A 26,476-nucleotide genomic window follows, 5' to 3' on the forward strand; every position below is an offset into this window, starting at 1 on the left:
ACCACGGGCGGTAAATTACCCATTACGGTCCAAACAGGGAGTCAGTGGGATGGGTCACTGGTGGTATCGGAACATCGTCGAACCGGGGAAGCTGCCACTGCTGCTCGCCCTGCTGTCCTTCGTGACGTCGTTCCTGGTCACCCGCGTGATCACCCGCCTGATCCGGGCCGGACGGGGGCCGTTCAAGAACGTCACCCCCGGCGGCATGCACATCCACCACGTGGTGCCCGGGGTGATCCTGGTGATCATCGGCGGTTTCGGGGCGGTCGGCACCGGCGGGTACGGCTTCGGCGCGATGGTCTCCGCCGTGATCTTCGGGCTGGGGGCGGGCCTGGTGCTCGACGAGTTCGCGCTGATCCTGCACCTCGACGACGTCTACTGGAGCGAGCAGGGCCGCAAGAGCGTGGAGATCGTGGTCCTGACGACCGCGCTGGTGGCCCTGGTCCTGGGCGGCTTCCTGCCCTTCGGGGTGAACGAACTGACGCCCGACGAGCGGCAGAGCCGCGGGCTGGTCGTCATGAACACCGCCACCAACTTCTTCCTCGCCCTGATCGCCCTGTGGAAGGGCAAGGCGCGGACCGCGATCTTCGGCACGGTGGTCCCCCTGGTGGCGCTGGTCGGCGCGATCCGGCTGGCCCGGCCTGGGTCCCCGTACGCGAAGAGGTTCTACGCGAACCGCCCGCACGCCCGGGCCAAGGCCGGCCTGCGCGCCTTCCACCACGACCGGCGCTGGGCCGGGCCGCGCCGCAAGTTCGAGAACTTCATCGGCGGAACCCCCGACCCCGAGCGGGCGGCGGCCGTGGAGAAGCCGCCCGGGCAGTGAGGACGCGGTACGACGGCGGGCCCGCCCCCGGGAAGGGGGGCGGGCCCGCCGTCGTACCGCACTCGGCCGCTCACCGGGGGCGCCGGTCAGCCCGGGATCAGGCCGTCGTCGCTGAGCATCTCCCTGACCTCGTCGAGACTCGCGTCCGGGGCGGGCAGGATCAGCTCGGACGGCTCCAGCGCGTCGTCGGGCAGCGGCACGCCGAGCCGCCGTACGGCTTCGAGCAGCGCGCCCAGCGTGCGCCGGAAGGCCTCTTCGTCGCCGCTCTCCATCTCCGCGAGCAGGTCGTCGTCCAGCTTGTTGAGCTCGGCGAAGTGGCTGTCAGCCAGCTCCACCTGTCCTTCCCCCATGATGCGGACAATCATGACGGACCCCGTCCTACTGCTTGTCGAAGCGGTGCTGGGTCTGGGGCTGCTGGCCGGCGCCCTGGGCGCCGCCCTCGATGGCCTGCTGCTGCGCGGACGGGCCGCCCGCCAGCTCCGCCTTCATCCGCTGGAGCTCCAGCTCCACGTCCGTACCGCCCGACAGGCGGTCCAGCTCGGTCTGGATGTCGTCCCTCGCCAGACCGGACTGGTCGTCCAGGGCCCCGGAGGCCAGCAGCTCGTCGATCGCGCCGGCGCGGGCCTGGAGCTGGGCGGTCTTGTCCTCGGCCCGCTGGATGGCCAGGCCGACGTCGCTCATCTCCTCGGAGATGCCGGAGAAGGACTCCGCGATGCGGGTCTGCGCCTGCGCCGCGGTGTAGGTGGCCTTGATGGTCTCCTTCTTCGTCCGGAAAGCGTCCACCTTGGCCTGCAGGCGCTGCGCGGCGAGGGTGAGCTTCTCCTCCTCGCCCTGCAGGGTCTGGTGCTGCACCTCCAGGTCGCTGACCTGCTGCTGGAGCGAGGCGCGACGGGACAGGGCCTCGCGGGCCAGGTCCTCGCGGCCCAGGGCGAGGGCCTTGCGGCCCTGGTCCTCCAGCTTGGCGGACTGCCCCTGGAGCTGGTTCAGCTGCAGTTCCAGACGCTTGCGGGAGGTCGCCACGTCGGCGACTCCGCGGCGCACCTTCTGAAGCAGTTCGAGCTGCTTCTGGTACGAGTAGTCGAGGGTCTCGCGCGGGTCCTCGGCCCGGTCCAGGGCCTTGTTCGCCTTCGCGCGGAAGATCATCCCCATACGCTTCATGACACCGCTCATGGGCTTCGCGCGCCCCCTTCTAGACGGACTGTGCTCCAGGTCACCAACAGAACCCACAGTACGGGCCCTGTCTCCATTACCGCACTGTTCGAGTACGGATGCGCTCCTCCTCCAGGACGACTGCGTCCTCGCCGTATCAGGCGTGAGGAGTAGGTGAGCCCCCGACCGGTACCCCGGTACCGGGAGCGCGCCCGTGGCACGAACCTTGCAATGGGAAGACGCCCGCCGTTGCCGGATCGTTCCCCGCCGGGGTGGGGCCCATGCCCGCAACCACGTAGGCTTGGGTTTTGTGTTTGGTAGCCGCTCCTCCAAGGAAGAGAAGGCCGCCGCCACCGACAAGGTGAGCGCCGACCTCTCGCAGCCCCGTGACCCGCAGGCCCCGAAGGGCCGCCCTACGCCGAAGCGTGCTGTGGCCCAGTCGCAGCGCAAGGCCGTGGTGGCCTCGACCGGCAACCGCAAGGAGGATGCCAAGCGAGCCCGCGAGCGCCGTCGCGCAGAGATGACCAAGCAGCGCGAAGCGCTGGCCAACGGCGACGAGCGTTACCTGCCCGCGCGTGACAAGGGCCCCGTCCGCAGGTTCGTCCGCGACTACGTGGACTCCCGCTTCTCGGTCGCCGAGATGTTCCTGCCGCTGGCAGTGATCATCCTGGTGCTGAGCATGGTGCGGGTGTCGTCGATCCAGAACATCGCACTGATGCTGTGGCTCGGCGTGATCGCGCTGATCATCCTCGACTCCATCGGCCTCGTGTTCCGCCTTCGCAAGGCGCTGAACGAGCGCTTCCCGAACGAGCCCCGCCGCGGCGCGGTCGCGTACGGCCTCATGCGCACCCTCCAGATGCGCCGGCTGCGCCTGCCGAAGCCGCAGGTCAAGCGCGGGGAACGGCCCTGACCGGAGGGACGCCCGGAGCGTCGGGGGCGTCGCAGGCATCGGAGGGGTCGGGGGAAGGTTTCTCCTGGGGAGGCCCGGGGGGAGCCCGCCTGTGGCTGGAGGGCCTGGGCGGACTGCGCAACGCCGTCCGCCAGGAACTCGTGGGCCGGCAGGTCGACGAGCAGATCGCGCACCGCTTCCCCGTGGGGCAGCGGCTGCGCGTGCTCGACGTCGGCATGGGCCAGGGCACCCAGGCGCTGCGCCTCGCCCGCGCCGGGCACAAGGTGACCGGTTTGGAGAAGGACCCGGGGATGCTGGCCGTCGCCCGTGAGGCGCTGGACGCGGAACCCGCCGGGATCCGCGACCGGGTCCAGCTCATGGAGGGCGACGGCCGCGAGACCGGCGCCCACTTCCTGCCGGGCAGCTTCGACGTCGTGCTGTGCCACGGCGTGCTGATGTACGTGCCCGAGCCGGACGCCATGCTCGCCGGGCTCGCCCGGATGCTGGCGCCCGGCGGACTGCTGTCCCTGCTCGTGCGCAACGGCGACGCTCTCGCCATGCGGCCCGGGCTGGGCGGTGACTGGGACGGCACGCTGGCCGCCTTCGACAGCGTCGACTACAAGAACCGGCTGGGCCTGGACGTACGGGCCGACCGGCTGGCCGGGCTGACGGCCACGCTGAACGGCATCGGTGCTCCGCTGGGCGCCTGGTACGGCGTACGCGTCTTCACGGACGGCACCGAGGCCGGCGAGAGCCTCCCGCCCGAGGACGAGCTGGAGCGGCTGCTGGCCGCCGAGGAACGCGCCGGGCGCACCGACCCCTACCGCGGCGTGGCCGCGCTGCTCCACCTGTGCGGCGTACGGGGCTGACCCGCCACCGGCCGCCGGGTACGGACCCGGCGGCCCAGGCCGCGGCTCAGGCCTCCAGGGCCGCGCGCAGGCTCATCGTGTAGAGCTCGGTCCCGGCGTCGTCGGACAGCTTGACCTGCTCGACGCCACCTTCCAGCAGGTCCTTCCAGTACTCACCGATCCAGGACTCCGCGTCCCCCTGCGTGGTGAATTCCTCCGGTACCACCGACGGGCTCGTCTCGGTGCCTTCGGCCGTCTCGAACCGCCACGTCCACGCCATGTCCGCCTCCGTTGCTCGTCCGCTGCTCGCACGCTTCTCACCTGAGTCTGCCCGCAGAGTAACCGGGCGCGCAGCAGTCTCGGCGACGCGGGAGGATCATCCTGTGGAACTCACTCTGCTCGGCACCGGCACACCCGAAGGCCTGCCCCGCCCCGGCTGCCCCTGTGCGGCCTGCGCGGTCTCCGTCGGCACGCGGGCGCGCGCCGCCACGGCCGTCCTCGTCGACGGGGCCCTGCTGCTCGACCTGACCCCCGGGGCGGTGCTGGCCGGCGCCCGGGCCGGGCATTCGCTGGCCGGCGTACGGCAGGTCCTGCTGACCCACCCGCACAACGGGCCCGCCCTGGAGCTGCCGCCCGGGCTGCCGGCCGCGGGGCGGGTGCCGGACGGTCGGGAGCTGTCGGTGATCTCCGGGCACCGGGTGCGGGCCGTGCCCATGGACGCGCCGGGCACCGGGTACGAGGTGACCGGCCCGGACGGCGGCCGGCTGCTGTACCTGCCGCCGCGCGGGGCCCCTTCGGGAACCGACGGGACCACGGGGCTGCGTCCGTACGACGTGGTCCTCGCCGACGTGCTGGGACGGCCCGAGGCCCTCGCCCGGCTGCGGGCGACCGGCGCGGTGGGCCCGGCCACGGACGTGATCGCCGTCCACATCGACCATGACACCCCGCCGGGCCGGGAGCTGGAGCGCCGGTGCGCGTCCGCCGGGGCCCGGGCGGTGCCGGACGGGACCACCGTGATCGTCGGGGAGTACCACGCGGGGGCGGACCTGCCGCGCCGGACGCTGGTGCTGGGCGGGGCCCGCTCCGGCAAGTCCTTCGAGGCGGAGCGGCGGCTGGAGTCCTTCCCGGAGGTCGTCTACGTGGCCACCGGCGGCACCCGTGACGGTGACTCGGAGTGGGCCCAGCGGGTGGGCCTGCACCGGGAGCGCCGGCCGGCGCGCTGGCGGACGCTGGAGACCTGCGAACTGGTCCCGCTGCTCGCGGAGGAAGGACCGCCGCTGCTGGTCGACTGTCTCGCCCTGTGGCTGACGGACGCGATGGACCGGGCCGGAGCCTGGGACGACGCGGAGTGGGCGAGGCACGGGCAGCAGCAGCTGCGCGACCGGGCCGCCGAGCTGGTGGCGGCGCTGCGCGCGACCCGCCGCCGGGTGGTGCTCGTCAGCAACGAGGTGGGTGCGGGGATCGTCCCGGCGACGTCTTCGGGCCGTCGCTTCCGTGACGAGCTGGGCCGTCTCAACAACGCGGTGGCCCAGGAGTGCGAGCACGTGCTCCTCGTCGTCGCGGGGCAGCCGCTGGTCCTCAAGGAACTGCCGCGGTGATGCCGCGTCCCGGTGGTCACGATCGTGCTGTCGGCCTGGCACGACGAGGAACTGACGGTGGGTCCGCTGCCGGGCGCGCCCCTCGTCGTGCCGGCGTCCGCCTCGGTGCCCCGAGGCCCGGCCGGCACCGGGACACCCCCTGAGGGGAGGGCCTCACCGGCTGTACTCTCTGGCAGATGAGCACGCTGAATCTCGACGACTTCTCCGATCTGATCGAGCGCCCCGACGGGGGCGTCCGGCGTGACGCCGAGGAACGCCGTGAGCGGCTGGCCGTACCGCCCGGCGCGCTGGGCCGGCTCGACGACCTCGCCGAGTGGCTCGCCGCCGCGCAGGGGCAGGTGCCGGTCAAGCCGATCGAGCGCCCCCGCGTGGTGCTGTTCGCCGCCGATCACGGGATCGCCACCGAGGGCGTCTCCGCCCGGGCCGCCTCCACCGCCCACGAGCTGGTGCGGGCCGTGCTCGACGGGGCCAGCCCCGTCTCGATCCTGGCCGGGCGGCTCGGCGCCACCGTGAGGATCGTCGACGCCGGGCTCGACTGCGACCCCGGGCTGCTGCCCGAGGACGTGGTCAGGCACCGCGTCCGGCGCGGCAGCGGCCGGATCGACGTGGAGGACGCGCTCACCGTCGAGGAGACCCGGGCCGCCCTGGAGCTCGGGATCCGCATCGCCGACGAGGAGGCCGACTCCGGTACGGACCTGGTCGTGCTCGGCGATCTCAGCGTCGGCGGCACCACGGTGGCGGCCACCCTCGTCGCCGCCCTGTGCGGAACCGACGCCTCCGTGGTCACCGGCCGTGGCGGCCTGCCCATCGACGACCTGGCGTGGATGCGCAAGTGCGCGGCGATCCGCGACGCGCTCCGCCGGGCCCGGCCGGTCCTCGGCGACCAGGTCGCGCTGCTGGCCGCGGTCGGCGGCGCCGACCTGGCCGCCATCACAGGTTTCCTGCTCCAGTGCGCGGTGCGCCGTACGCCGGTCATCCTCGACGGCGTCGTCTCGGCGGCCTGCGGTCTGGTGGCCCAGCGCGCCGCGTTCCGCGCTCCCGACTGGTGGCTCGCCGGTCAGGCGAGCGGCGAGCCCGGCCAGGCGAAGGCCCTGGACCGGATGGCACTCAACCCTGTGCTCGACCACGGCGTCACAGTGGGCGAAGGTACCGGTGCGCTGCTGGCACTCCCCCTGGTCCAGGCGGCCGCCGCACTCGCGGCGGAACTCCCGGTGGGGGTACCCCCGGACGGAGTCTGGGGGATGGCGGCGCAGGAGCCGACGGAGTGAGCCACCGGGGCCCGCGGTCCTGACCAGTCCGCGAACCCCGACCGGCCCACTATGGACAGCGATGCCCCATATGATCGCTTTTTATGGGAGAGGTCCGTTTGACCAGCGCAGAGACCGACCGCGGCACCGTACCGGTACCCGGACCGGCATCCGGCAGGAAAGAGACCGGCGGCGACCCCGCCGGCAAGACGGCGGGGGGCGGCCGGGAGACCGGCCGGGAGACCGGCCGGGGGAGCACCCGATCACGGCGCGGGGCCGCGTTCGCGGTGTGGTATCTGCGCGCCGTCACCTTCGTCAACTTCCTGAGCGCGGTGTGGGTTTCGCTCGGGCAGGATCTGCGTCGGCACAACACCGAGAACTTCTACACCCCGTACCTGCTCACGGCCGGCTTCGCCTCCGGGCTGTTCTGCCTGCTGCTGGCGGTCACCATGGGCCGCCGCAAGCGGGCCGCCTGGATCCTGAACCTGGTCCTGGGCGGGATGATGCTGATCGACTTCGCCCGCGCGGCCTTCGTCCCGTGCGCCGACTGGTCCCCGGGCGACTGCTACCCCGAGTTCCGCGAGCACGCGCAGAACTGGGTCTCCCTGGGCCTGACCGCCGCCTTCGTCGCCGCACTGCTGCTGGGGCGCCGGGAGTTCTACGCCAAGGGCGACCGCTCCAACCCCGCGCTCGCCACCGTCGTCGCGGCCGTCGGCCTGCTGTTCACCTCGCTGGTCGCGGCCCTGCTCGTCGGCGCCACCAACACCTCCCCCGACGCCGCCGGGGCCACCTTCCTGACCCGCTGGCGGTACGGCGCGATGCGGCTCATCACCCTGGACCCGGACGCCAAGACCTACGGCAACATCACCACGCCCGGCTGGGTGGACGTGTTCATCAACGTGGTGTCGATGCTCCTGCTGCTCGCCGTGCTGTTCGCGGCCTTCCGTTCGCGCCGCGCCGTCGACCCCCTCTCCGAGGACGACGAGGAGCGGCTGCGGGCGCTGCTCGCCAGGCAGGGCGACCGCGACTCGCTCGGCTACTTCGCACTGCGCCGCGAGAAGTCCGTGATCTGGTCCCCCACGGGCAAGGCAGCCGTCACCTACCGCGTCGTCGGCGGGGTCTCGCTGGCCTCCGGCGACCCGATCGGCGACCCCGAGGCCTGGCCCGGCGCCATCGAGCCGTGGCTGGCCGAGGCGCGCGAACACGGCTGGGTGCCCGCCGTGATGGGCGCGAGCGAGGAGGCCGGGCAGATCTACGCCCGGCACGGCCTGGACGCGCTGGAGCTCGGTGACGAGGCGATCGTGGAGACCGCCGAGTTCACCCTGGAGGGCCGCGCCATGCGGACCGTCCGGCAGGCGTACAACCGCGTCAAGCGGGCCGGGTACACCGTCCGCATCCGCCGCCACGCCGACATCCCGGCCGAGGAGATGGACGTCCTCCTCACCCGCGCCGACGACTGGCGCGACGGCGCGACCGAGCGCGGCTTCTCGATGGCGCTGGGCCGGCTGGGCGACCCCGGCGACGGCCAGTGCGTGATGCTGGAGTGCACCGACGGCAACGGCGATCTGCGGGCCGTGCTGTCCTTCGTACCGTGGGGGCCCCAGGGCCTGTCGCTGGACCTGATGCGCCGTGACCGGGACTCCGAGAACGGCCTGATGGAGTTCATGGTCATCGAACTCCTGGAACGCTCCAAGGAGATCGGGGTCACCCAGGTCTCGCTGAACTTCGCGATGTTCCGGTCCGTCTTCGAGCGCGGGTCCCGGCTCGGCGCGGGACCGGTGCTGCGGATGTGGCGCTCGCTGCTGAGCTTCTTCTCCCGCTGGTGGCAGATCGAGTCCCTCTACCGGGCCAACGCCAAATACCGGCCGATCTGGGAACCGCGGTTCATGCTCTTCGAGAAGAGTTCGGACCTGCTGCGGATCGGAATCGCGGCGGGCCGGGCCGAGGGCTTCCTCGAAGCTCCCGGTCTGCCGAAGTGGCTGCACCGCAGACACCTGGAGACGCGCCGTTGACAGCGTGGAACACCTCCTCACTGCGGCGGTTCGCGCGCCGCGAGTGGGGGCCCCTGTTCTGGACCGTCCGGGACGCGCTCGTCCACGAGAAATGGCGCGCGATCCCGATGACCCTCGGCGCGGTCTGCCTGACCTCGGTCTTCCAGATCGTGCAGAACACCTCCTGGGGGTTCCAGCCGGTCCAGAACCTCGGGTCGGTCAAAGCCGTCGACCCGCTGTGGCTGGCCGTGCTGCGGACCCCCCTGTCGCTGTTCGTGCCCGCCCTGGACCTGCCGGTATGGGGCGCGCTCGCGCAGATCCTGCTCGTCTTCGGCATCTCGGAGATCTGCATCGGCTGGTGGCGCACGCTGGTGATCGGCTACGTCGCCACGCTCGCCGGGACCACCTACGCGCGGATCGGGCTCTCGCTGGGCCCCGACCACCCCTTCGGCCTGCCCGTGTCCGACCGGATCGTCAACGACACCGGGCCCTCGGCGGCGGTGGTCGGCCTCGCCATCTACGTCTGCTGGCGCTACCGGGCGTACGTGACCGGCGCCGCGGTGGTCCTGGTGATGATCGGCGAGGTGCTCGTCAAGGACAACCTGGCCGGCAAGGAGCACCTCGCGGCCATCGCCGCCGTGATGGCCGTCTGCGTGGTCCGCACGAAATGGGGGCCGGAGCGCTCCCGGCTGCCGCTGGGCAGCCGCCCGCCGCCGCTGGACACCCGGACGGGACGGCACGGCCGGGGCGAAGCGGCCTGAGCCGGGCGGCCTGAACGGTCCGGCCGGGGCAGGCCGTACGGTATCGGGGTGACGACAGACCTCGGGCCGTTCGCGCCCACCCGGCAGTGGATGCGGACCCACCCGCTCGCCACCGATGCCGTGCTCGCGTTCGGGGTGTTCGTCTCCATGGTCCTCGGGTCGTTCGCCGATCCGCACGGGCCGCACGGGCCCACCTTCGGGACGCGGACCCCCGAGCCGTTCTCGCTGCTGCTGATGCTGCTCGGCGCGGCCGCCCTGGTGTTCCGGCGCCGACGGCCGCGCACCGTACTCGCCGTGACCTGCGGGCTCTCGCTGCTGGAGCTGACCACCGGGGAGCCCCGGGCGCCCGTCGCCATGTGCACGGTGATCTCCCTGTACACGGTGGCCGCGCGCACCGACCGGCCCACGACCTGGCGGATCGGGCTGCTCACCATGGCCGGGCTGACGGGCGTGGCCATGCTCGCCGGGCCCCTGCCCTGGTACGCGCAGGAGAACATCGGGATCTTCGCCTGGACCGGGATGGCCGCGGCCGCCGGTGACGCCGTACGCAGCCGGCGGGCTTTCGTCGACGCCATCCGGGAGCGGGCCGAACGCGCCGAGCGGACCCGGGACGAGGAGGCGCGGCGCCGGGTCGCCGAGGAGCGGCTGCGGATCGCCCGGGACCTGCACGACGTGGTGGCCCACCACATAGCGCTGGTGAACGTGCAGGCGGGGGTCGCCGCGCACGTCATGGACAAGCGCCCGGACCAGGCCAAGGAGGCCCTGGCCCACGTACGGGACGCCAGCCGCTCGGCGTTGAACGAGCTGCGGGCGACGGTCGGGCTGCTGCGCCAGTCCGGCGACCCGGAGGCGCCGACCGAGCCCGCGCCCGGACTGTCCGTCCTGGACGAGCTGGTGGACACCTTCCGGCACGCCGGGCTGCCGGTGGAGGTCATCGTCCAGCTGGGGCGCGCGGACGGCCCGCTGCCCGCCGCGGTGGACCTCGCCGCGTACCGGGTGGTCCAGGAGGCGCTGACCAACGTACGCAAGCACGCCGGGCCGGGGGCGCGCGCCGAGGTGAGCGTGGTCCGGGTCGGAACCTCGGTGGAGGTGACCGTCCTGGACGACGGAGGCGCTCCGCCCGCCGACCCGGCGGACTCCGCGCCGGAGCCCGACGACAGCGGCGGCCACGGCCTGCTCGGCATGCGCGAGCGCACCGGCGCCCTGGGCGGCTCCTGCTTCGCGGGGCCCCGGTACGGGGGCGGCTACCGGGTGCACGCGATCCTTCCGGTGGGCTAGATCCTGTCCACAGGCCCAGGGGCTAGGGCTAGGGGCTAGGGGCAGGCCTTGCGCCAGGGGCCGAGGTCGGACTTCTTCTCCATCGAGCTGAACTTCAGCTTGCGCGTGGCGGCGCAGAAGCGGCTCGCCCTGAGCTCGTACTCGACGTGGAAGACCGCCTTCCCGGCCTGGATGAACGGGGTCACCCGCTCGCACTCCTCGTACTGGGCGCACTGCTCGTTGACCGCGAAGTCGAACTCCCCCACCAGCTGGGGGATCTGGTCGAGGTCGTTCTTCAGGCCGACCGCCATGCCCCGGTCGTGGGCGAGCTTCGCGATCAGCCGGTTGTAGCGCAGCTGGTCATCGGCGGTCAGCGGGAAGCCCGACTCGTTGGCGTAGCCGTCCATGTTGTCCGGCTCCACCGCGTCGAAGCCCTTGTCCCGGCACATGTCGAACCGCTTCGCCATCAGCCGCTCCAGCTCCGCGAGCCGCCGGATGTCCAGCCAGCGCTCGCCCTCCCAGCCGTTGCCCTCGCCGAGGATCGACTCGGGGAACGCGGCGGCGTCCGGGCGGAAGTCCTCCCAGGCCCCGGTGGAGAGGTAGCAGATGGTCCGGCGGCCGGCCCGCTTCAGGGTGGCTACCTGCTCCTTGGTCGTGTTGAACCCGTCGACGTCGTACACCGCCGCCCGCACCGAGGTGTCGAGCTTCCCGGTGAGCTGCCACTGCCAGCTGACGCCGGGCCCGGGCTGCCAGCGCTGCCCGGGCGCCGGGGCCGGCGACACGTCGTCGGGCCCCTCGTCGGACCCCTCGGTGGTGCAGGCGGCGAGGAGCAGGAGCGGTACGAGGAACAGCAGCCGCCATCGCGTCCCGGGCCTCATGCCGTGGCCTCCAGGGCGTACGGGAGGGTCCCCCACGGGTGGGCGCCCGTCCCGGGGACCGCGCAGTGCACCGCGGCCCGCCGCTGCTCGGCGAGTTCGGCGGCGGGCGCGCCCGGCGGGACGGCGTAGACGAGGTGGCAGAACCGCTGGGCGGGGTGGTCGGCGGTCCAGGGCGGTACGGGGGCCGCGTCCTCGTACGCGTCCCAGGGCCCCTCGAAGGTGACGAGGAGGTCGGCGAGGCCGGCGTAGCCGGGGTGCGGGTGGACGCCGTGGTTGAGGACGAGGGTACGGGCGCCCGCGGCCCGGGCGGCCACGGCGAGCCGCCCGTAGTGCGGCAGCAGTTCCGGGCCGGAGGCCGCCTGGTCGAGGAAGGCGCCGTCGGTGCCGTACCAGTCGCGGTGGCGCAGCAGGTCGCGCACCACGGCGGCGTGCGGGCGGCGCCCGTAGTCGGTGTCGGTGTAGCCGAGGACGGCCACCCCGGCCGCGCGCAGCCGTTCGGAGACGAGCGCGAACCGCTCGTCGGGGGCGTCGCCCGGCCCGCTGTCGGGGTTGAGCACCACCGAGTGGAGCCGGCCCGCGGAGCGGATGAGCCGCTCCCACTCCTCGGGCCGGTCGGCGGGGTGCTCGTAGAGGGGCACCAGCAGCATGGGGTCCTTCTTCGCGTTCACATCGTTCACCGGTGGGCCGTCGCACGGCCGAGGCGCAGGCAGACCAGGACGGCGAGGGTGGCCGCGGCGGCGGCCGCCACCACCAGCTGGACCGCCCGCGGCGCTCCCAGCCCGGTCAGCAGGGCCAGGCTCTGGGCCACGGCTGCCGAGGCGCAGACCACGGCCGCGGGCCGGACCGCCCCGAACGACTGGAGCAGCAGCCCGGTCCACATCACGGCGCCGAGGAGGAGCAGGGTCAGAGCGCGGACCCCGGTCAGGGCCGGGGCGCCGGGCCAGAGCAGGGTGCCGGCCAGTCCCAGGGCCAGCAGCACCGTCAGGTACGCGGCGAGGCACTGGGCCAGCGTGGAGAGCATCCGGCGCCGGAAGGCCTCGGGCGAGCGGGCCGCCCGGAGTCCGGCGAGGCTGCCGCTGCGGAACCGGTGCAGGAGCCATTCCGCGGGACCCATGCTGAGGGTGAGCGCCACCGCCGAGGGGGCGGCGACGGCCTCGGCGGGCCCCCCGGCGAGCACCTCCCCGAGGGCGGCGTACAGCACGAGCAGGCCGGTCCCGAGGCCGAAGACCCCGTACGGGACGGAGTCCCCCAGCCGCGGCCCGCGCGGGGCGTACTCCTCCTCGGGGCCGCGCAGCATCCGCCAGAGCACGGGACCCGTTCCCGGGCGGCGCGCCGCCCAGCCGCGTACGCGGGCGGCGGCGGCCCGCGCGCCCTCGGCCAGCGGGAGTTCCCGTACGGCCAGGGTGCAGGCCGCCAGCAGGGACACCACGAGCAGGGTCACGCGGACCGGCACGGGCAGGTCCACGAAGAGCGCGAGCAGGGCCCCGGCGGCCATCGGGCCGAGCGCGGCGAGCAGGACCCGCTCCCGGCCGAGGACGAGCAGGACGGTGGCGGCGCCGACGTAGAGGGCCTGTCCGGCCGCGAAGGCGTACGAGAAGGGCGGCCCGCCGGGCACGGCCAGTGCGGCGGCGGTGCCCAGCAGGGACCCGGCGGGAGCGCCGGCGAGCAGGGTCCGCCCGGCGGCGGCCCGGTCGCCGAGCCCGAGCCAGGAGTAGGCCCGGTGGGAGAGGGTCTGGTCCCACACCCAGCCGATGAGCGCCCCGGCGAGCAGGGTCAGGGTCCCGGCGGGCAGGCCGAGGCGGTCCTTCGGCCCTTCGAGCAGGGGGGCGCCCAGCACGTAGGCCAGGCCGGGCAGGGCGAAGATCACCCCGCGCAGCAGGCAGGCGGTGAGGGAGACCTTCCAGGGGTCGGGGACGCCGTCGGGTTCCGGGAAGGAGCGCGGCACCCGGGCGTAGAGCTCCTCGGCGAGCGCGAAGGAGTCGTGGCGGCCGTAGGTGAGCCGGATGTGCTCGTCGGTCATGCCGTCGGATTCGAGGACGGCGGCGATCTCGTCGGGGTGGACGGCGGAGGCGATGAACACGTCGAAGCGCTCGGCGAGTTCGTCCATGGGGTCGGCGGCCGGAGGAACGGTACGCCGGGGCCGCGGGATCGCGGGCAGCGTGTCGCCGCCCGGGACCTTGAGCCAGAGGGATCCGCTCACCACAGGCTCCCGTCTGCGGCGAGTTCGCGGTACCAGGGGTCGGCGAGCCGCTGGGTCCAGTCGTCGCCCTCGCGGACGGGCAGGACCGGCTGGCCGGCGAGTTCCCTGTAGATGTGCCGGAAGCCGTCCACGGACTGGTGGAGGGTGAACTTCTCCACCACCCGTTTGCGGGACATCCGGCCGAGCTCGGCGCGGCGTTCGTCGTCGCGGAGCAGGGCGAGGGTGGCGCGCGCCATGGTCTCGGGCTCGCGCGGCGGGACGACGAGGCCGGTGTCGCCGACGGCCTCGCGGACCCCGCCGACATCGGTGGAGACGGTGGTGCGGCCGCAGGACATGGCCTCGATGATGCTGAAGGGGAAGCCCTCGCTGATGGAGGAGAGCATCACGACGCTGCCGGCCGCGTACGCCTGCGCGACCTGCTCGATGCGGCCCTCGTACGAGACCCCGTCGGTCACCCCGAGCTCGGCGGCGAGCTTCTCCAGGCGGAGCTTGTACTCCTCGCAGCCGGCCGGCACCGGGCCGAAGAGGCGCAGCCGCAGGGCCGGCATCTCCACGCGCATGAAGGCGTAGGCCCGGATGAGGGTTTCGAGGTCCTTGATGGGGTCGATGCGGCCGCACCAGCTGAGGGTGGGCACCTCGGGTTCGGGGCCGGCCTCGGGGAAGGCGTACGGGTCCACGCCGTTGTACACGGTGCGGATCCGGTCGGCGGCGGCGCCTCCGCGCTCCTCCCAGCGGCGGTTGTACTGGTTGACGGGGGTGATCAGGTCGGCCTGCCGGTAGCCCTCGGTGTTGAGCTCGCGGTAGAAGCCGAGCATGAGCGCCTTGACGGGCCAGCGCTGTGCGGCGCTGCGGTAGCCGAGGTAGCGCTCGCGCAGGTAGATGCCGTGCTCGGTCAGGAGGAAGGGCACCTTGTCGAGGTAGGCGGCGGCGAGGGCCGGGAGGGTGGCGAGGCCGCTGCTGACGGCGTGCGCGACGCTGTCGGGCGGGATCCGCACGGAAAGCGGGCGCAGCGCGTGTTCCAGCAGGTCGGTGGCGGTGAGCGCGTCGTGGATGGTGGGCTCGGCGGCGGCGACGGCGAGGCCCGGGCGGGTCCATACGTCCATCAGCAGGCGCAGGACGGACTCGGAGCGCAGGGCCGGGGCGAGCTTCCCGGCCCGGGCGAGGACGGCCAGTTCGCGCAGGGCCCCGGAGAATCCCCCGTGGCCAGGGTCGAGCAGGGAGAGCAGGAAGGTTTCGTAGACCTCGGTGAAACGGCGGTGGGCCTTGCCGCGCAGGACGGACCGGCGGCCGCGCCGGGGAGTGGCCCCCCAGAGCGGTACGACGGTGTGCCGGTAGACGTTGCGCGGGAGTTCCCAGGTAACCGGCTCGCGTCCGGAGCCGGTCAGGGCTATGACGTTGAAGTCGACCTCCGGCATGCCTCGGACCAGTTGGTCGCACCAGGTGCTGACGCCCCCGTGGACGTGCGGATAGGTGCCTTCGGTGAGCATGGTGACATGACGCCCATGGCTCATGCGGTGTGTCCCCCCAGGACGGAAAAAGGGGCCGGCGCCCGTGGTGTCGCGGAGCGCCGGCGCTAGGTGGTTCTCGTAGCGGCTTGCTGCTGGTCGGCCCGGACGGTCAGGCGGGCAGCTTGAGCGTGACGGCGCTCTGGAGCAGCTCGGGCTGGGTCCAGCTGGAGCGGGTGCCCGCGTAGGCGGTGCCGAAGTCGGCGGTGCCGAGCACGAGCTGCTTCTTGGTCCCGTTGGGGGCGGTCACCGGGGCGACGACCCCGGAGGGCGCCTTGACGGTGACGGCGGTGCCGATGCGGTAGGCGGTGACCTTGCCGTCGGCGAGCGCCTTGTCCCAGGCGGTGCGGCGGCCGAGCTCGACGCCGGCTTCCTTCATCGTCTGGTTGACGATCGGCGCGCTGGGCGCGTAGAGGGCGCGGTAGGTGTCGAGGACCTGGTTGAGCACCGGGTAGAGGGTGCGGTCCTCGGCGAGGTTGGACTGGTGGACGTAGTGCGGGCGGGGGTCGTTGGCCAGCACGTGGCGCAGGGCGGTCCGGGCCTCCTGCGGGACGATGTAGTTCAGGTAGCCGGTGTTGACGTCGAGCGCGGCCGGCAGGCAGGTGGAAGTCGCCGGGTTGTCCTCGCAGATGCCGCTGCCGCCGTCCGCGCGGCTGGCGTAGATCCAGTTGTACTCGTCGGCCATCTCCGCGTTGGTGCCCGTGTTGTAGTACACGTTCATCGGGTGGCGGGGCACGGTGAGGGCGGCGCCGACGGCCCGCTGCGCGGGTTCGCGGGAGTTGTCGCTGCCCGCCCACTTGACGCCGTTGTCGGCGAGCGCGCCGGCCAGGTTGGGGTTGTCCTGGGCCTGCTGCGGGAGGGTCTTGAGGCCCGAGTGCTCGCCGGTGACGAGCTCGGTCCGGTCGGTGGTGATGCCCTTGGCCGCGGCCCAGTTGTTGTTGTCGCGGATCTGCGCGGAGATCTCCGCACGGCTCATCCAGTTGATGGCGCCCGCGGCGTTCTTCGTGCACGTCCAGGGCGTGGTGGTGGTGTCCTGGACGCAGCCGACGAAGGGGTGCGTGTAGGTGTGGTTCATCCAGCGGTACTTGGCCCGGTCGGCGACGAGCTGGGCGGTGAGGGCGTCGGTGCCGCCGTTCGAAGCCTTCCACTCCTCTCCGGCGCCCGCGTTGAAGAGCATGTCGAGCTTGAAGCCCTTGGACTGCTGCCACTGCGCCGCGTAGACGGCGTCGGCGGCGGTCATCCGGATGGTGCTCTCCTTGCCCTCGCCGCCGGCGCAGGCGTAGTCGCCGGGCGTGCAGTTGAGCTCCTTGCTCCACCGGGCGTCGGGGGCGAAGACGTCGTCGACGTGGACCGCGAAGTAGCTGCGGCTCTGGCCGAGGTGGACCCCCTGGGTGAGCCAGTCGACGATGCCCCGGGCCAGCAGCCGGAACTGCTGCTGGTACTGGTTGTAGCCGAAGGTGACGACCAGCTCGCTGCGCCCGTCGTGGGTGTACTCGCCGACGAGCGAGGCCCGGCCGGAACCGACGGGGGCGTCGAGGTAGCTGGTGTAGCCGGTGCGCGGCTTGCCCATGAAGCCGTAGCTCTCGGGCACGAGCGCCGAGTTGTCCTCGAAGGTGACCTGGCCCCCCAGGTAGGCGAAGGGGCCCGCCTTGCCGGCCGCGGTGACCGCGGCCTGGGTGCCGTCGAGCTGGCCGCTGTACCCGCCGTTGTCGGTGTACTCCAGCCCGACGCCCGGGTGGGCCCAGGTGTAGGCGTCCACCTGGCGGATCCCGTACGTCGTCTCGTACGCGGTGAGCGCGGCCATCTCGGCCGAGCCCTCGCCGAAGGGGTTCTCGTTCGGCAGGACGACGCCCTGGTACTTGGCGCGCGGACGGCCGTCGACCGTGTCGCTGAGGAAGCCCGCGTTGATGACCGGGCGGCCGCTGCTGCCCAGCTGCACACGGGTGTACGGGACTCCGGTGTCCCGGAGTTCCGCGGTGATCGCCTCGACCGAGCTGCCGCCGTCGTCGACGACCAGCACCTTCAGGTCGATGCGCGCGGCCGTGGCCGCCTGGGCGGTCGCGGCAGGTACTGCCACGGACACCAGGGCTGCCGCGGCCATGGCGGCGGCGATCCTGTTCATCCGGTTCTTATTGACCATTTCGGCCTTTCCCCCCGCAGGCATCCCTCGACACGGCCCTATGGCGGTCGGCCGGGCCGGGGAGGCTCTGTGGAAATCATGCAAAGGAACCCCGCGTCCCCTTGCGAGAGTGGACCGAGTCTTTCGGACCTCGTCAGGTCTACGGGGCAAACCTGGAGCAGAGTCCACAGATGGGTGAATCTGCAGGCGTCCTGATCGAACAACTTGCCAAACCTTCGAGTGACGTACGGAAGAGCCCGTGCGCGTAGGCTCATTTCTGGCGGCCGTCGGGCCCGAATACGATCGCTACGGATGGCCGTCCACCCACTCGGCCCACACATACAAACGGAAGCGAGACTTCACCACCGTGACTGCTCTGACTCTCAGCACCTCCGGCGCGGCTACGCTGCGCGCCGACGCCCTCGTCGTCGGTGTCGCGAAGGGCCCCAAGGGCCCGGTCGTGGCCGCGGGCGCCGAGGCCGTGGACAAGGCGTACGACGGTAAGCTCGCCGCCGTGCTCGACGCGGTCGGCGCCTCGGGCGCCGAAGGCGAGATCACCAAGCTGCCGGCCCCGGCGGGCCTGAAGGTCCCGATGGTGCTCGCGGTCGGACTCGGCGCCGTTCCGGACAAGGACGAGTCGTTCGACGAGGAGGCGCTGCGCCGCGCCGCCGGCGCCGCCGCCCGCGCCCTGCACGGCTCCAAGAAGGCCGCCTTCGCCCTTCCCCTGGACGACGCCTCCGCCGTCACCGCCGTCGCCGAGGGCGCGCTGCTGGGCGCGTACGCCTTCACCGCCTACCAGGGCGGCGAGAAGAAGGCCGCCGGCGACAAGAACAGCGGCCCCAAGCAGCCGCTCGCCGAGATCGCCCTGCTGGGCGCCAAGCCGCGCGACAAGGAGCACAAGGCCGCGGCCGAGCGCGCCACCGTCGTCGCGACCGAGGTCAACATCGCGCGCGACCTCGTCAACACCCCGCCGAACGACCTGACCCCCGAGGCCTTCGCCGCGGTCGCCTCCGCGACCGCGAAGGAGCACGGCGTCAAGGTCCAGGTCCTGGACGAGAAGGCACTGGTCAAGGGCGGCTTCGGCGGCATCATGGGCGTCGGCAAGGGGTCCGAGAACCTGCCGCGCCTGGTGAAGCTCACCTACACCCACCCCAAGGCGGAGAAGACCCTGGCCTTCGTCGGCAAGGGCATCACCTACGACTCGGGCGGCATCTCCCTGAAGCCGGCCGGCCACAACGAGACGATGAAGTGCGACATGGCCGGCGCCGCCGCCGTCTTCGCCTCCGTCGTCGCGGTCGCGAAGCTGGGCCTCCAGGTGAACGTCACCGGCTGGCTGGCGCTCGCCGAGAACATGCCGTCCGGCTCCGCCACCAAGCCCGGTGACGTGCTGCGCATGTACAGCGGCAAGACCGTCGAGGTGCTCAACACGGACGCCGAGGGCCGCCTGGTCCTGGGCGACGCGCTGACCAAGGCCTCGGAGGACAACCCGGACGCCATCGTCGACGTGGCCACCCTGACCGGCGCCATGGTGCTGGCCCTGGGCAACCGCACCTTCGGCATCATGGCCAACGACGACGCTTTCCGTACGTCGATCCACGAGATCGCCGAGGAGGTCGGCGAGTCCTCGTGGCCGATGCCGCTCCCCGCGGACCTGCGCAAGTCCATGGACTCCCCCACCGCCGACATCGCCAACATGGGTGAGCGCATGGGCAGCGGCCTGCTGGCCGGCCTCTTCCTGAAGGAGTTCGTCGGCGAGGGCATCACCTGGGCCCACCTCGACATCGCGGGCCCGGCCTTCCACGAGGGCGCGCCGTACGGCTACACGCCCAAGGGCGGCACCGGCTCGGCCGTGCGCACCCTGGTGCGGCTGGCCGAGCGTACGGCCACGGGCGACCTGGGCTGACGCACCACATGTGAGACGTGACTCGCCCCGGGACCATGATCAGGTCCCGGGGCGCGTTCAGCTCTCAACGAAATCCGTAGGTTTCTACGCTTCGGTAACCCCTGCTTCGGACAGAAGCACCTGCCACAGACCGGGCCCGCCGTCCCGCGTTCCCCCGACAAATGCGAAGATGGGTTCTCGGCAGGACAGGGCCCCCACCACAGGGCCGAAGAAACAAGCGGCCGATTACCAGCCGCCGCCCGGTCACAGAGGACCGGTGCCCGGCGCACATGCATGGAGGACGTGACGTGGCGAACGACGCCAGCACCGTTTTCGACCTAGTGATCCTCGGCGGTGGCAGTGGCGGTTACGCCGCGGCGCTGCGCGCATCCCAGCTGGGTCTGGACGTTGCCCTGATCGAGAAGAACAAGCTCGGTGGCACCTGCCTGCACAACGGCTGCATCCCCACGAAGGCTCTGCTGCACGCGGGTGAGATCGCGGACCAGGCTCGCGAGGCCGCCCAGTTCGGTGTGAAGACCACCTTCGAGGGCATCGACATCGCGGGTGTCCACAAGTACAAGGACGAGATCATCTCGGGCCTGTACAAGGGTCTGCAGGGCCTGGTCGCCTCCCGCAAGGTGACCTACATCGAGGGTGAGGGCCGCCTCTCCTCCCCGACTTCCGTCGACGTGAACGGCCAGCGCATCCAGGGCCGCCACGTCCTGCTGGCGACCGGCTCCGTGCCGAAGTCGCTGCCGGGCCTGAACATCGACGGCAACCGCATCATCTCCTCGGACCACGCGCTGGTCCTGGACCGCGTGCCCGAGTCCGCGATCGTCCTCGGCGGTGGCGTCATCGGCGTCGAGTTCGCCTCGGCGTGGAAGTCCTTCGGCTCCGACATCACCGTCATCGAGGGCCTCAAGCACCTCGTTCCGGTCGAGGACGAGAACAGCTCCAAGCTGCTGGAGCGGGCCTTCCGCAAGCGCGGCATCAAGTTCAACCTCGGCACCTTCTTCGACAAGGCCGAGTACACCGAGAACGGCGTGCGCGTCACGCTGGCCGACGGCAAGACCTTCGAGGCCGAGGTGCTGCTGGTCGCCGTCGGCCGCGGCCCGGTCTCGCAGGGCCTGGGCTACGAGGAGCAGGGCGTCGCGATGGACCGCGGCTACGTCCTGGTCGACGAGTACATGCAGACCAACGTGCCGACCATCTCGGCCGTCGGTGACCTCGTCCCGACCCTCCAGCTCGCGCACGTCGGCTTCGCCGAGGGCATCCTGGTCGCGGAGCGTCTGGCCGGCCTCAAGGCCGTCCCGATCGACTACGACGGTGTCCCGCGCGTCACCTACTGCCACCCCGAGGTCGCTTCCGTCGGCATCACCGAGGCCAAGGCCAAGGAGATCTACGGTGCGGACAAGGTCGTGGCCCTGAAGTACAACCTTGCGGGCAACGGCAAGAGCAAGATCCTGAAGACCGCGGGCGAGATCAAGCTCGTCCAGGTCAAGGACGGTGCCGTGGTCGGCGTCCACATGGTCGGTGACCGGATGGGCGAGCAGGTCGGCGAGGCCCAGCTGATCTACAACTGGGAAGCCCTGCCGGCCGAGGTCGCGCAGCTCATCCACGCGCACCCGACGCAGAACGAGGCGATGGGCGAGGCCCACCTGGCCCTCGCCGGCAAGCCGCTGCACGCACACGACTAATCGTCACTGGGCGCGACGACCACTTCCGCACTTTCGTTAGGAGCAACAGAAACCATGTCGGTTTCCGTAACCCTTCCGGCGCTCGGTGAGAGCGTCACTGAGGGCACTGTCACCCGCTGGCTGAAGGCCGAGGGCGAGCGCGTCGAGGCCGACGAGCCGCTGCTCGAGGTCTCGACCGACAAGGTCGACACCGAGATCCCCTCCCCCGTGGCGGGCATCCTGGCCTCCATCAAGGTCGCCGAGGACGAGACCGTCGAGGTCGGGGCCGAGCTGGCCGTCATCGACGACGGCTCCGGCGCGCCGGCCGCGGCTGCCGCTCCGGCCGCCGAGGCCCCCGCCGCTCCGGCTCCGGTCGCCGAGGCCCCCGCGGCCCCGGCTCCCGCGCCGGTCGCCGAGGCCCCCGCCCCCGCCGCCGCCGCTCCGGCCGCGTCCGGCACCGATGTCGTGCTCCCCGCCCTGGGCGAGTCCGTCACCGAGGGCACCGTCACCCGCTGGCTGAAGCAGGTCGGCGAGTCCGTCGAGGCCGACGAGCCGCTGCTCGAGGTCTCCACGGACAAGGTCGACACCGAGATCCCGGCGCCGGTCTCCGGCACGCTGCTGGAGATCCTGGTCGGCGAGGACGAGACCGCCGAGGTCGGCGCCCGCCTGGCCGTCATCGGTGTCGCGGGCGCGGCTCCCGCCGCCGCCCCGGCCGCCGCCGCCCCGGCTCCGGTCCAGGCTGCCGCTCCGGTCGCCGCCCCGGCTCCGGTCGTGGCCGCCCCGGCCGCTGCCGCTCCGGCTCCCGTGGCTGCCCCGGCTCCCGTGGCCGCTCCGGCTCCCGTGGCTGCCCCGGCTCCCGTGGCCGCTCCGGCCCCGGTCGCCGCTCCGGCTCCGGTCGCCCCGGCCGCTCCCGTCACCCCGGTCCAGGCCGGCGACGAGGGCGCCTACGTGACCCCGCTGGTGCGCAAGCTCGCCTCTGAGTCCGGCGTCAACCTGTCCACGGTCTCGGGCACCGGTGTCGGTGGCCGCATCCGCAAGCAGGACGTCCTCGCCGCCGCCGAGGCCGCCAAGGCCGCCGCCGCCGCGCCGGCTCCGGCCGCCGCCGCCCCGGCCGCCAAGGCTCCGGCCGCCGCGGTCTCCGAGCTGCGTGGCCAGACCGTCAAGATGACCCGCATGCGCAAGGTCATCGGCGACAACATGATGAAGGCGCTGCACTCGCAGGCTCAGCTCAGCTCCGTGGTCGAGGTGGACATCACCAAGATCATGAAGCTGCGCGAGCAGGCGAAGGCGTCCTTCCTGGCCCGTGAGGGCGTCAAGCTCTCGCCGATGCCGTTCTTCGTCAAGGCCGCCGCCCAGGCGCTGAAGGCCCACGCGGTCGTCAACGCCCGGATCAACGACGACGAGGGCACCATCACCTACTTCGACTCGGAGAACATCGGCATCGCCGTGGACTCCGAGAAGGGCCTGATGACCCCGGTCATCAAGGGTGCCGGTGACCTCAACCTGGCGGGCATCTCCAAGGCGACCGCCGACCTGGCCGGCAAGGTCCGCGGCAATAAGATCACGCCGGACGAGCTGTCGGGCGCGACCTTCACCATCAGCAACACCGGCTCGCGCGGTGCGCTGTTCGACACCGTCATCGTGCCGCCGAACCAGGTCGCCATCCTGGGCATCGGTGCCACGGTCAAGCGCCCGATGGTCATCGAGACCCCCGAGGGCACCGTCATCGGCGTCCGCGACATGACGTACCTGACCCTGTCCTACGACCACCGCCTGGTGGACGGCGCGGACGCGGCCCGGTACCTCTCGGCCGTCAAGGCGATCCTCGAGGCCGGCGAGTTCGAGGTCGAGCTCGGTCTCTGAGCCGAACGGCTTGTAACCAGCCTCACTGTCGGCGCCCCCGTCCGGGATACTCCCGGGCGGGGGCGCCGCCGTATTGTCTACGCATCAGGCCCCGTATCGACCCTGCACACACACCAGGAGATGAACCGCCGATGATCACCCCACCCGTCGTGCACTCGCTGCGCGAGCAGATCCGCGAGCACATCGTGGAGGGGATCGTCAGCGGGCGCTGGAAGCCCGGCGAGCGGATCGTCGAGCGCCGGATCGCCGTGGAGCTGGAGGTCAGCCAGACGCCCGTACGCGAGGCCCTGCGCGAGCTGGAGACGCTGCGGCTGATCGAGTCGGCGCCCAACAAGGGTGTGCGCGTACGGAATCTGTCGGCGGCGGACCTGGAGGAGATCTACCCGGTCCGGGCCGGCCTGGAGCAGATCGCGGCCGAGCTGGCCGCGCCCCGGCTGGCGACGGACTGCACGGCCCTGGAGCCGCACGTCGCCGCACTGTGGGAGGCCGACCGCATCAAGGACGGCACGGCGCAGGTGCGGCACACGGTGGGCTTCCACCGCGAGATGGTGCGGGCGGCCGGGAACAGCGTGCTGCTGCACACCTGGGAAAGCCTGGGCATCGAGGTGTTCACGGCCCTGTCCATCCGGTGGCTGGGTACGGTCCAGAAGTCCTACGCGGAGGAGCACGAAGCCCTCGTCGAGGCGTTCCGCAGCCAGGACCCGGACATCGGCCTGTTGGTGAAGCGGCACGTCCTGGGGTGCGCTCCGCGCGCCTGACCACGCCCGACCCCGCCTGACCGCGTCGTATCGTCCCGATTTGACCGGCACTGCGTGCCTTGGTTCCTGGCACGCGGTGCCGACTTTTGTCATATGGACGTTTCTTCGTCACTTTTATTTGATCGATCATCGATCAGCGATTTACAGTCGTCGCGGACCTCAACCAGGTCCGACGACCCTGTCCTGCCCGTCAGGGATTTTTTCACCACCTCTCCTTTGTCCGGAAGGCGGCGCACACCGATGTCCGACCCCGTAGGAAAGCTTCCGAGCGAGCTCGACCAGCTCCCGGACCGCGACACCGAGGAGACCGCCGAATGGGCGGCCTCCCTCGACGCCGTCGCACAGGCCGCCGGTACGCGCCGCGCCGAATACCTGCTCCGCCGCACGCTCCAGCACGCCGAGGCCGCCGGCCTCGCCCTGCCGAAGCTGCTGGAGACGGACTACGTCAACACCATCCCCACCGCCGCCGAGCCGGAGTTCCCCGGTGACGAGGCGATGGAAGCCAAGATCACCGCCTGGAACCGCTGGAACGCGGCCGCCATGGTGACCCGCGGCTCCAAGTACGGCGTCGGCGGCCACATCGCCACCTTCGCCTCCGCCGCGTGGCTGTACGAGACCGGCTTCCAGCACTTCTTCCGCGGGAAGGAGGCCGACGGATCGGGCGACCAGCTCTACATCCAGGGCCACGCCTCCCCCGGCATCTACGCCCGCGCCTTCCTCGACGGGCGCATCTCCGAGCAGCAGCTCGACAACTTCCGCCAGGAGTCCGGCGGCAACGGCCTGCCGTCCTACCCGCACCCGCGGCGCCTGCCGTGGCTGTGGGAGTTCCCGACGGTGTCCATGGGCCTCGGCCCGCTCTCCGCGATCTACCAGGCGCGCTTCAACCGCTACCTGCAGAACCGGAGCATCAAGGACACCGCCAACTCGCACGTCTGGGCCTTCCTGGGCGACGGCGAGATGGACGAGCCCGAGTCGACCGCCGCCCTGGCCCTCGCCTCCCGCGAGCAGCTCGACAACCTGACCTTCGTCATCAACTGCAACCTGCAGCGCCTCGACGGTCCGGTCCGCGCCAACTTCCGCGTGGTCCAGGAGCTGGAGGCCCAGTTCCGCGGCGCCGGCTGGAACGTCATCAAGTCGCTGTGGGGCTCCGCCTGGGACGAGCTGTTCCAGCTCGACACCACGGGCGCCCTCGTACGCCGCCTGCGCGAGGTACCGGACGCGCAGTTCCAGACGTACGCGACCCGCGACGTGGCCTACATCCGCCAGCACTTCTTCGGCGCCAACGCCGAGCTCGTGCAGCTGGCGGGCGTCCTGTCCGACGCGAAGATCGCCGAGTGCTTCCACTCCTCCCGCGGCGGCCACGAGCCCCGCAAGGTGTACGCCGCGTACAAGGCCGCCCTGGAGCACAAGGGCGCGCCGACGGTCATCCTGGCGCAGACCGTCAAGGGCTACACGCTGGGTGCCGGGTTCGAGTCGAAGAACGCGAACCACCAGATGAAGAAGCTGACGATCGACGAGTTCAAGGACATGCGTGACCTCCTTGGCCTCCCGATCCCGGACAGCGCCTTCGCCGACGGCGTCGTCCCGTACGGCCACCCGGGCGCGAACAGCCCCGAGGTCCAGTACCTGAACGAGCGCCGCGCGGCCCTCGGCGGCCCGGCCCCGGCCCGCAAGGTCAAGCACGTGGCCCTGCCGGCTCCGGCCGAGCGCTCCTTCGCCCCGCTGCTCAAGGGCTCCGGCAAGCAGGAGATGGCCACCACCATGGCCTTCGTCCGGCTCGTCAAGGACCTGATGCGGGACAAGGAGACCGGCAAGCGCTGGGTGCCGATCGTCCCCGACGAGGCCCGTACCTTCGGTATGGAGTCGCTCTTCCCGTCGGCCGGCATCTACTCGCCGCTGGGTCAGACGTACGAGCCTGTCGACCGCGACCAGCTCATGTACTACAAGGAAGCCAAGGACGGCCAGATCCTCAACGAGGGGATCACCGAGGCCGGCGCCATGGCCGACTTCATCGCCGCCTGCACGTCGTACGCGACGCACGGCGAGCCGATGATCCCCTTCTACATCTTCTACTCGATGTTCGGCTGGCAGCGCACCGCCGACCAGATGTGGCAGCTCGCCGACCAGCTCGGCAAGGGCTTCATCGTGGGCGCCACCGCCGGCCGCACCACGCTGACCGGTGAGGGCCTGCAGCACGCGGACGGCCACTCGCACCTGATCGCGTCCACGAACCCGGCGTCGCTCAACTACGACCCGGCCTTCGCGTACGAGATCGCGGTGATCGTCAAGGACGGTCTGCGCCGGATGTACGGCGAGAAGCCGGAAGACGTCTTCTACTACCTGACGGTCTACAACGAGCCGAAGCCGCAGCCCGCGATGCCCGAGGGCGTCGAGGAAGGCATCCTCAAGGGCCTGTACCGCTTCAACACGGCGGCGGACCTGGCGGAGGCGGCCCCGGCCGCCGACGCGCCGAAGATCCAGCTCATGGCCTCGGGTACGGCCATCCACTGGGTGCTGGAGGCGCAGCAGCTGCTCGCCGCCGACTGGAACGTGGCCGCCGACGTATGGTCCGCCACCTCCTGGGGCGAGCTGCGGCGCGACGCGCTGGAGTGCGACGAGGCGCTGCTGCGCGGCGAGCTCCGCACCCCGTACGTGACCCGCGCGCTGGAGGGCGTCACCAGCCCGGTGCTCGCCGTCTCCGACTGGATGCGCCAGGTCCCGGACCAGATCAGCCAGTGGGTGGAGCAGGACTGGACCTCGCTGGGTACGGACGGCTTCGGCCTGTCGGACACCCGTGAGGGCGCCCGCCGCCACTTCGGTGTCGACGCCCAGTCGATCGTGGTGGCCGCGCTGGCCCAGCTCGCCCGCCGCGGCGAGGTTCCGGCGTCCGCCGTCAAGGAGGCCCGGGAGCGCTACGGCCTCTGAGCCGTGCACGACCGATCGTGAAGGCCGGTGTTCGCCCCTTGGGGGGTGGACACCGGCCTTTCGCCGTGTACGAGGTGGCGGCGGCGGGTCGGACCCGTGATGCTGGA

General features: G+C 71.9%; 21 protein-coding genes. 13 read left to right on the forward strand and 8 right to left on the reverse strand.

All coding sequences use genetic code 11. The features are described from left to right. The first annotated feature begins 49 nt into the window (after positions 1-49). Complete coding sequence (locus OG737_RS07230; protein ID WP_328925303.1) at positions 50-823, forward strand: hypothetical protein; 774 nt, start codon at positions 50-52, stop codon at positions 821-823. Between the two features lie 86 nt (positions 824-909). On the opposite strand, the gene OG737_RS07235 is transcribed toward OG737_RS07230, so the two are convergent. Together OG737_RS07235 and OG737_RS07240 are read right to left on the reverse strand one after the other, a co-directional pair. Next, positions 910-1,188, reverse strand: coding sequence for a PspA-associated protein PspAA (locus OG737_RS07235; protein WP_328925304.1), 279 nt, complete (start codon positions 1,186-1,188; stop codon positions 910-912). A 13-nt stretch (positions 1,189-1,201) separates the two neighbouring features. Further along, positions 1,202-1,993: a PspA/IM30 family protein gene (locus OG737_RS07240; protein WP_328925305.1), complete on the reverse strand. Its 792-nt coding sequence runs from the start codon at positions 1,991-1,993 to the stop codon at positions 1,202-1,204. 280 nt (positions 1,994-2,273) lie between these two features. On the opposite strand from OG737_RS07240, the gene OG737_RS07245 reads away from it, so the two are divergent. Together OG737_RS07245 and OG737_RS07250 are read left to right on the forward strand one after the other, a co-directional pair. Further along, positions 2,274-2,882 (forward strand): DUF3043 domain-containing protein, encoded by a 609-nt coding sequence (locus tag OG737_RS07245; RefSeq protein WP_328930244.1) that lies wholly within the window; start codon positions 2,274-2,276, stop codon positions 2,880-2,882. 140 nt (positions 2,883-3,022) lie between these two features. Beyond that, positions 3,023-3,730, forward strand: a complete 708-nt coding sequence (locus OG737_RS07250) for a methyltransferase domain-containing protein (RefSeq protein WP_328925306.1) — start codon at positions 3,023-3,025, stop codon at positions 3,728-3,730. Between the two features lie 46 nt (positions 3,731-3,776). On the opposite strand, the gene OG737_RS07255 is transcribed toward OG737_RS07250, so the two are convergent. Continuing rightward, entirely contained in the window at positions 3,777-3,989 is a 213-nt protein-coding gene (locus OG737_RS07255) for a hypothetical protein (RefSeq protein ID WP_328925307.1), read from the reverse strand. 103 nt (positions 3,990-4,092) lie between these two features. Here OG737_RS07255 and OG737_RS07260 point away from each other — a divergent pair, with 103 nt between their 5' ends. From OG737_RS07260 to OG737_RS07280, 5 genes are all read left to right on the forward strand, one after another. Next, positions 4,093-5,307, forward strand: coding sequence for a bifunctional adenosylcobinamide kinase/adenosylcobinamide-phosphate guanylyltransferase (locus OG737_RS07260; protein WP_405680038.1), 1,215 nt, complete (start codon positions 4,093-4,095; stop codon positions 5,305-5,307). A gap of 185 nt (positions 5,308-5,492) precedes the next feature. Next, positions 5,493-6,575, forward strand: a complete 1,083-nt coding sequence (cobT, locus tag OG737_RS07265) for a nicotinate-nucleotide--dimethylbenzimidazole phosphoribosyltransferase (protein ID WP_405681430.1) — start codon at positions 5,493-5,495, stop codon at positions 6,573-6,575. Between the two features lie 83 nt (positions 6,576-6,658). Then, entirely contained in the window at positions 6,659-8,566 is a 1,908-nt protein-coding gene (locus OG737_RS07270; protein ID WP_405921311.1) for a phosphatidylglycerol lysyltransferase domain-containing protein, read from the forward strand. After that, complete coding sequence (locus OG737_RS07275) at positions 8,563-9,306, forward strand: hypothetical protein (protein WP_328925311.1); 744 nt, start codon at positions 8,563-8,565, stop codon at positions 9,304-9,306. The genes OG737_RS07270 and OG737_RS07275 overlap by 4 nt, the downstream gene beginning before the upstream one ends. A 90-nt stretch (positions 9,307-9,396) precedes the next feature. Further along, the gene (locus OG737_RS07280; protein WP_328930245.1) at positions 9,397-10,584 is read left to right on the forward strand and encodes a sensor histidine kinase; all 1,188 of its coding nucleotides are present in this window, start codon (positions 9,397-9,399) and stop codon (positions 10,582-10,584) included. A gap of 35 nt (positions 10,585-10,619) precedes the next feature. On the opposite strand, the gene OG737_RS07285 is transcribed toward OG737_RS07280, so the two are convergent. From OG737_RS07285 to OG737_RS07305, 5 genes are all read right to left on the reverse strand, one after another. Next, on the reverse strand, positions 10,620-11,441 hold the full coding sequence (locus tag OG737_RS07285) for an endo alpha-1,4 polygalactosaminidase (protein WP_328925312.1): 822 nt from the start codon (positions 11,439-11,441) through the stop codon (positions 10,620-10,622). Then, complete coding sequence (locus tag OG737_RS07290; RefSeq protein WP_328930246.1) at positions 11,438-12,088, reverse strand: spherulation-specific family 4 protein; 651 nt, start codon at positions 12,086-12,088, stop codon at positions 11,438-11,440. The genes OG737_RS07285 and OG737_RS07290 overlap by 4 nt, the downstream gene beginning before the upstream one ends. A 26-nt stretch (positions 12,089-12,114) precedes the next feature. Then, positions 12,115-13,641, reverse strand: coding sequence for a hypothetical protein (locus OG737_RS07295; RefSeq protein WP_328925313.1), 1,527 nt, complete (start codon positions 13,639-13,641; stop codon positions 12,115-12,117). Then, entirely contained in the window at positions 13,638-15,152 is a 1,515-nt protein-coding gene (pelF, locus tag OG737_RS07300) for a GT4 family glycosyltransferase PelF (protein ID WP_405921312.1), read from the reverse strand. Before pelF ends, OG737_RS07295 begins: the two co-directional genes overlap by 4 nt. 106 nt (positions 15,153-15,258) lie before the next feature. Beyond that, complete coding sequence (locus OG737_RS07305) at positions 15,259-17,268, reverse strand: hypothetical protein (RefSeq protein WP_405921313.1); 2,010 nt, start codon at positions 17,266-17,268, stop codon at positions 15,259-15,261. A gap of 364 nt (positions 17,269-17,632) precedes the next feature. On the opposite strand from OG737_RS07305, the gene OG737_RS07310 reads away from it, so the two are divergent. The 5 genes from OG737_RS07310 (at position 17,633) to aceE (ending at position 26,369) form a co-directional block, all read left to right on the forward strand. Then, positions 17,633-19,168 (forward strand): leucyl aminopeptidase, encoded by a 1,536-nt coding sequence (locus tag OG737_RS07310; RefSeq protein ID WP_405921314.1) that lies wholly within the window; start codon positions 17,633-17,635, stop codon positions 19,166-19,168. Between the two features lie 287 nt (positions 19,169-19,455). Continuing rightward, a complete protein-coding gene (gene lpdA, locus OG737_RS07315) occupies positions 19,456-20,844 on the forward strand; it encodes a dihydrolipoyl dehydrogenase (protein ID WP_328925317.1) in 1,389 nt (462 codons plus the stop codon). A gap of 54 nt (positions 20,845-20,898) precedes the next feature. Next, on the forward strand, positions 20,899-22,686 hold the full coding sequence (sucB, locus tag OG737_RS07320; protein ID WP_328925318.1) for a 2-oxoglutarate dehydrogenase, E2 component, dihydrolipoamide succinyltransferase: 1,788 nt from the start codon (positions 20,899-20,901) through the stop codon (positions 22,684-22,686). A 134-nt stretch (positions 22,687-22,820) separates the two neighbouring features. Then, positions 22,821-23,444, forward strand: coding sequence for a GntR family transcriptional regulator (locus OG737_RS07325; protein ID WP_328930247.1), 624 nt, complete (start codon positions 22,821-22,823; stop codon positions 23,442-23,444). Between the two features lie 240 nt (positions 23,445-23,684). Then, positions 23,685-26,369, forward strand: a complete 2,685-nt coding sequence (gene aceE / locus OG737_RS07330; RefSeq protein WP_328925319.1) for a pyruvate dehydrogenase (acetyl-transferring), homodimeric type — start codon at positions 23,685-23,687, stop codon at positions 26,367-26,369. Positions 26,370-26,476: the final 107 nt, after the last annotated feature.

This window comes from Streptomyces sp. NBC_00122 (assembly GCF_045160845.1).
Taxonomy (GTDB): domain Bacteria; phylum Actinomycetota; class Actinomycetes; order Streptomycetales; family Streptomycetaceae; genus Streptomyces.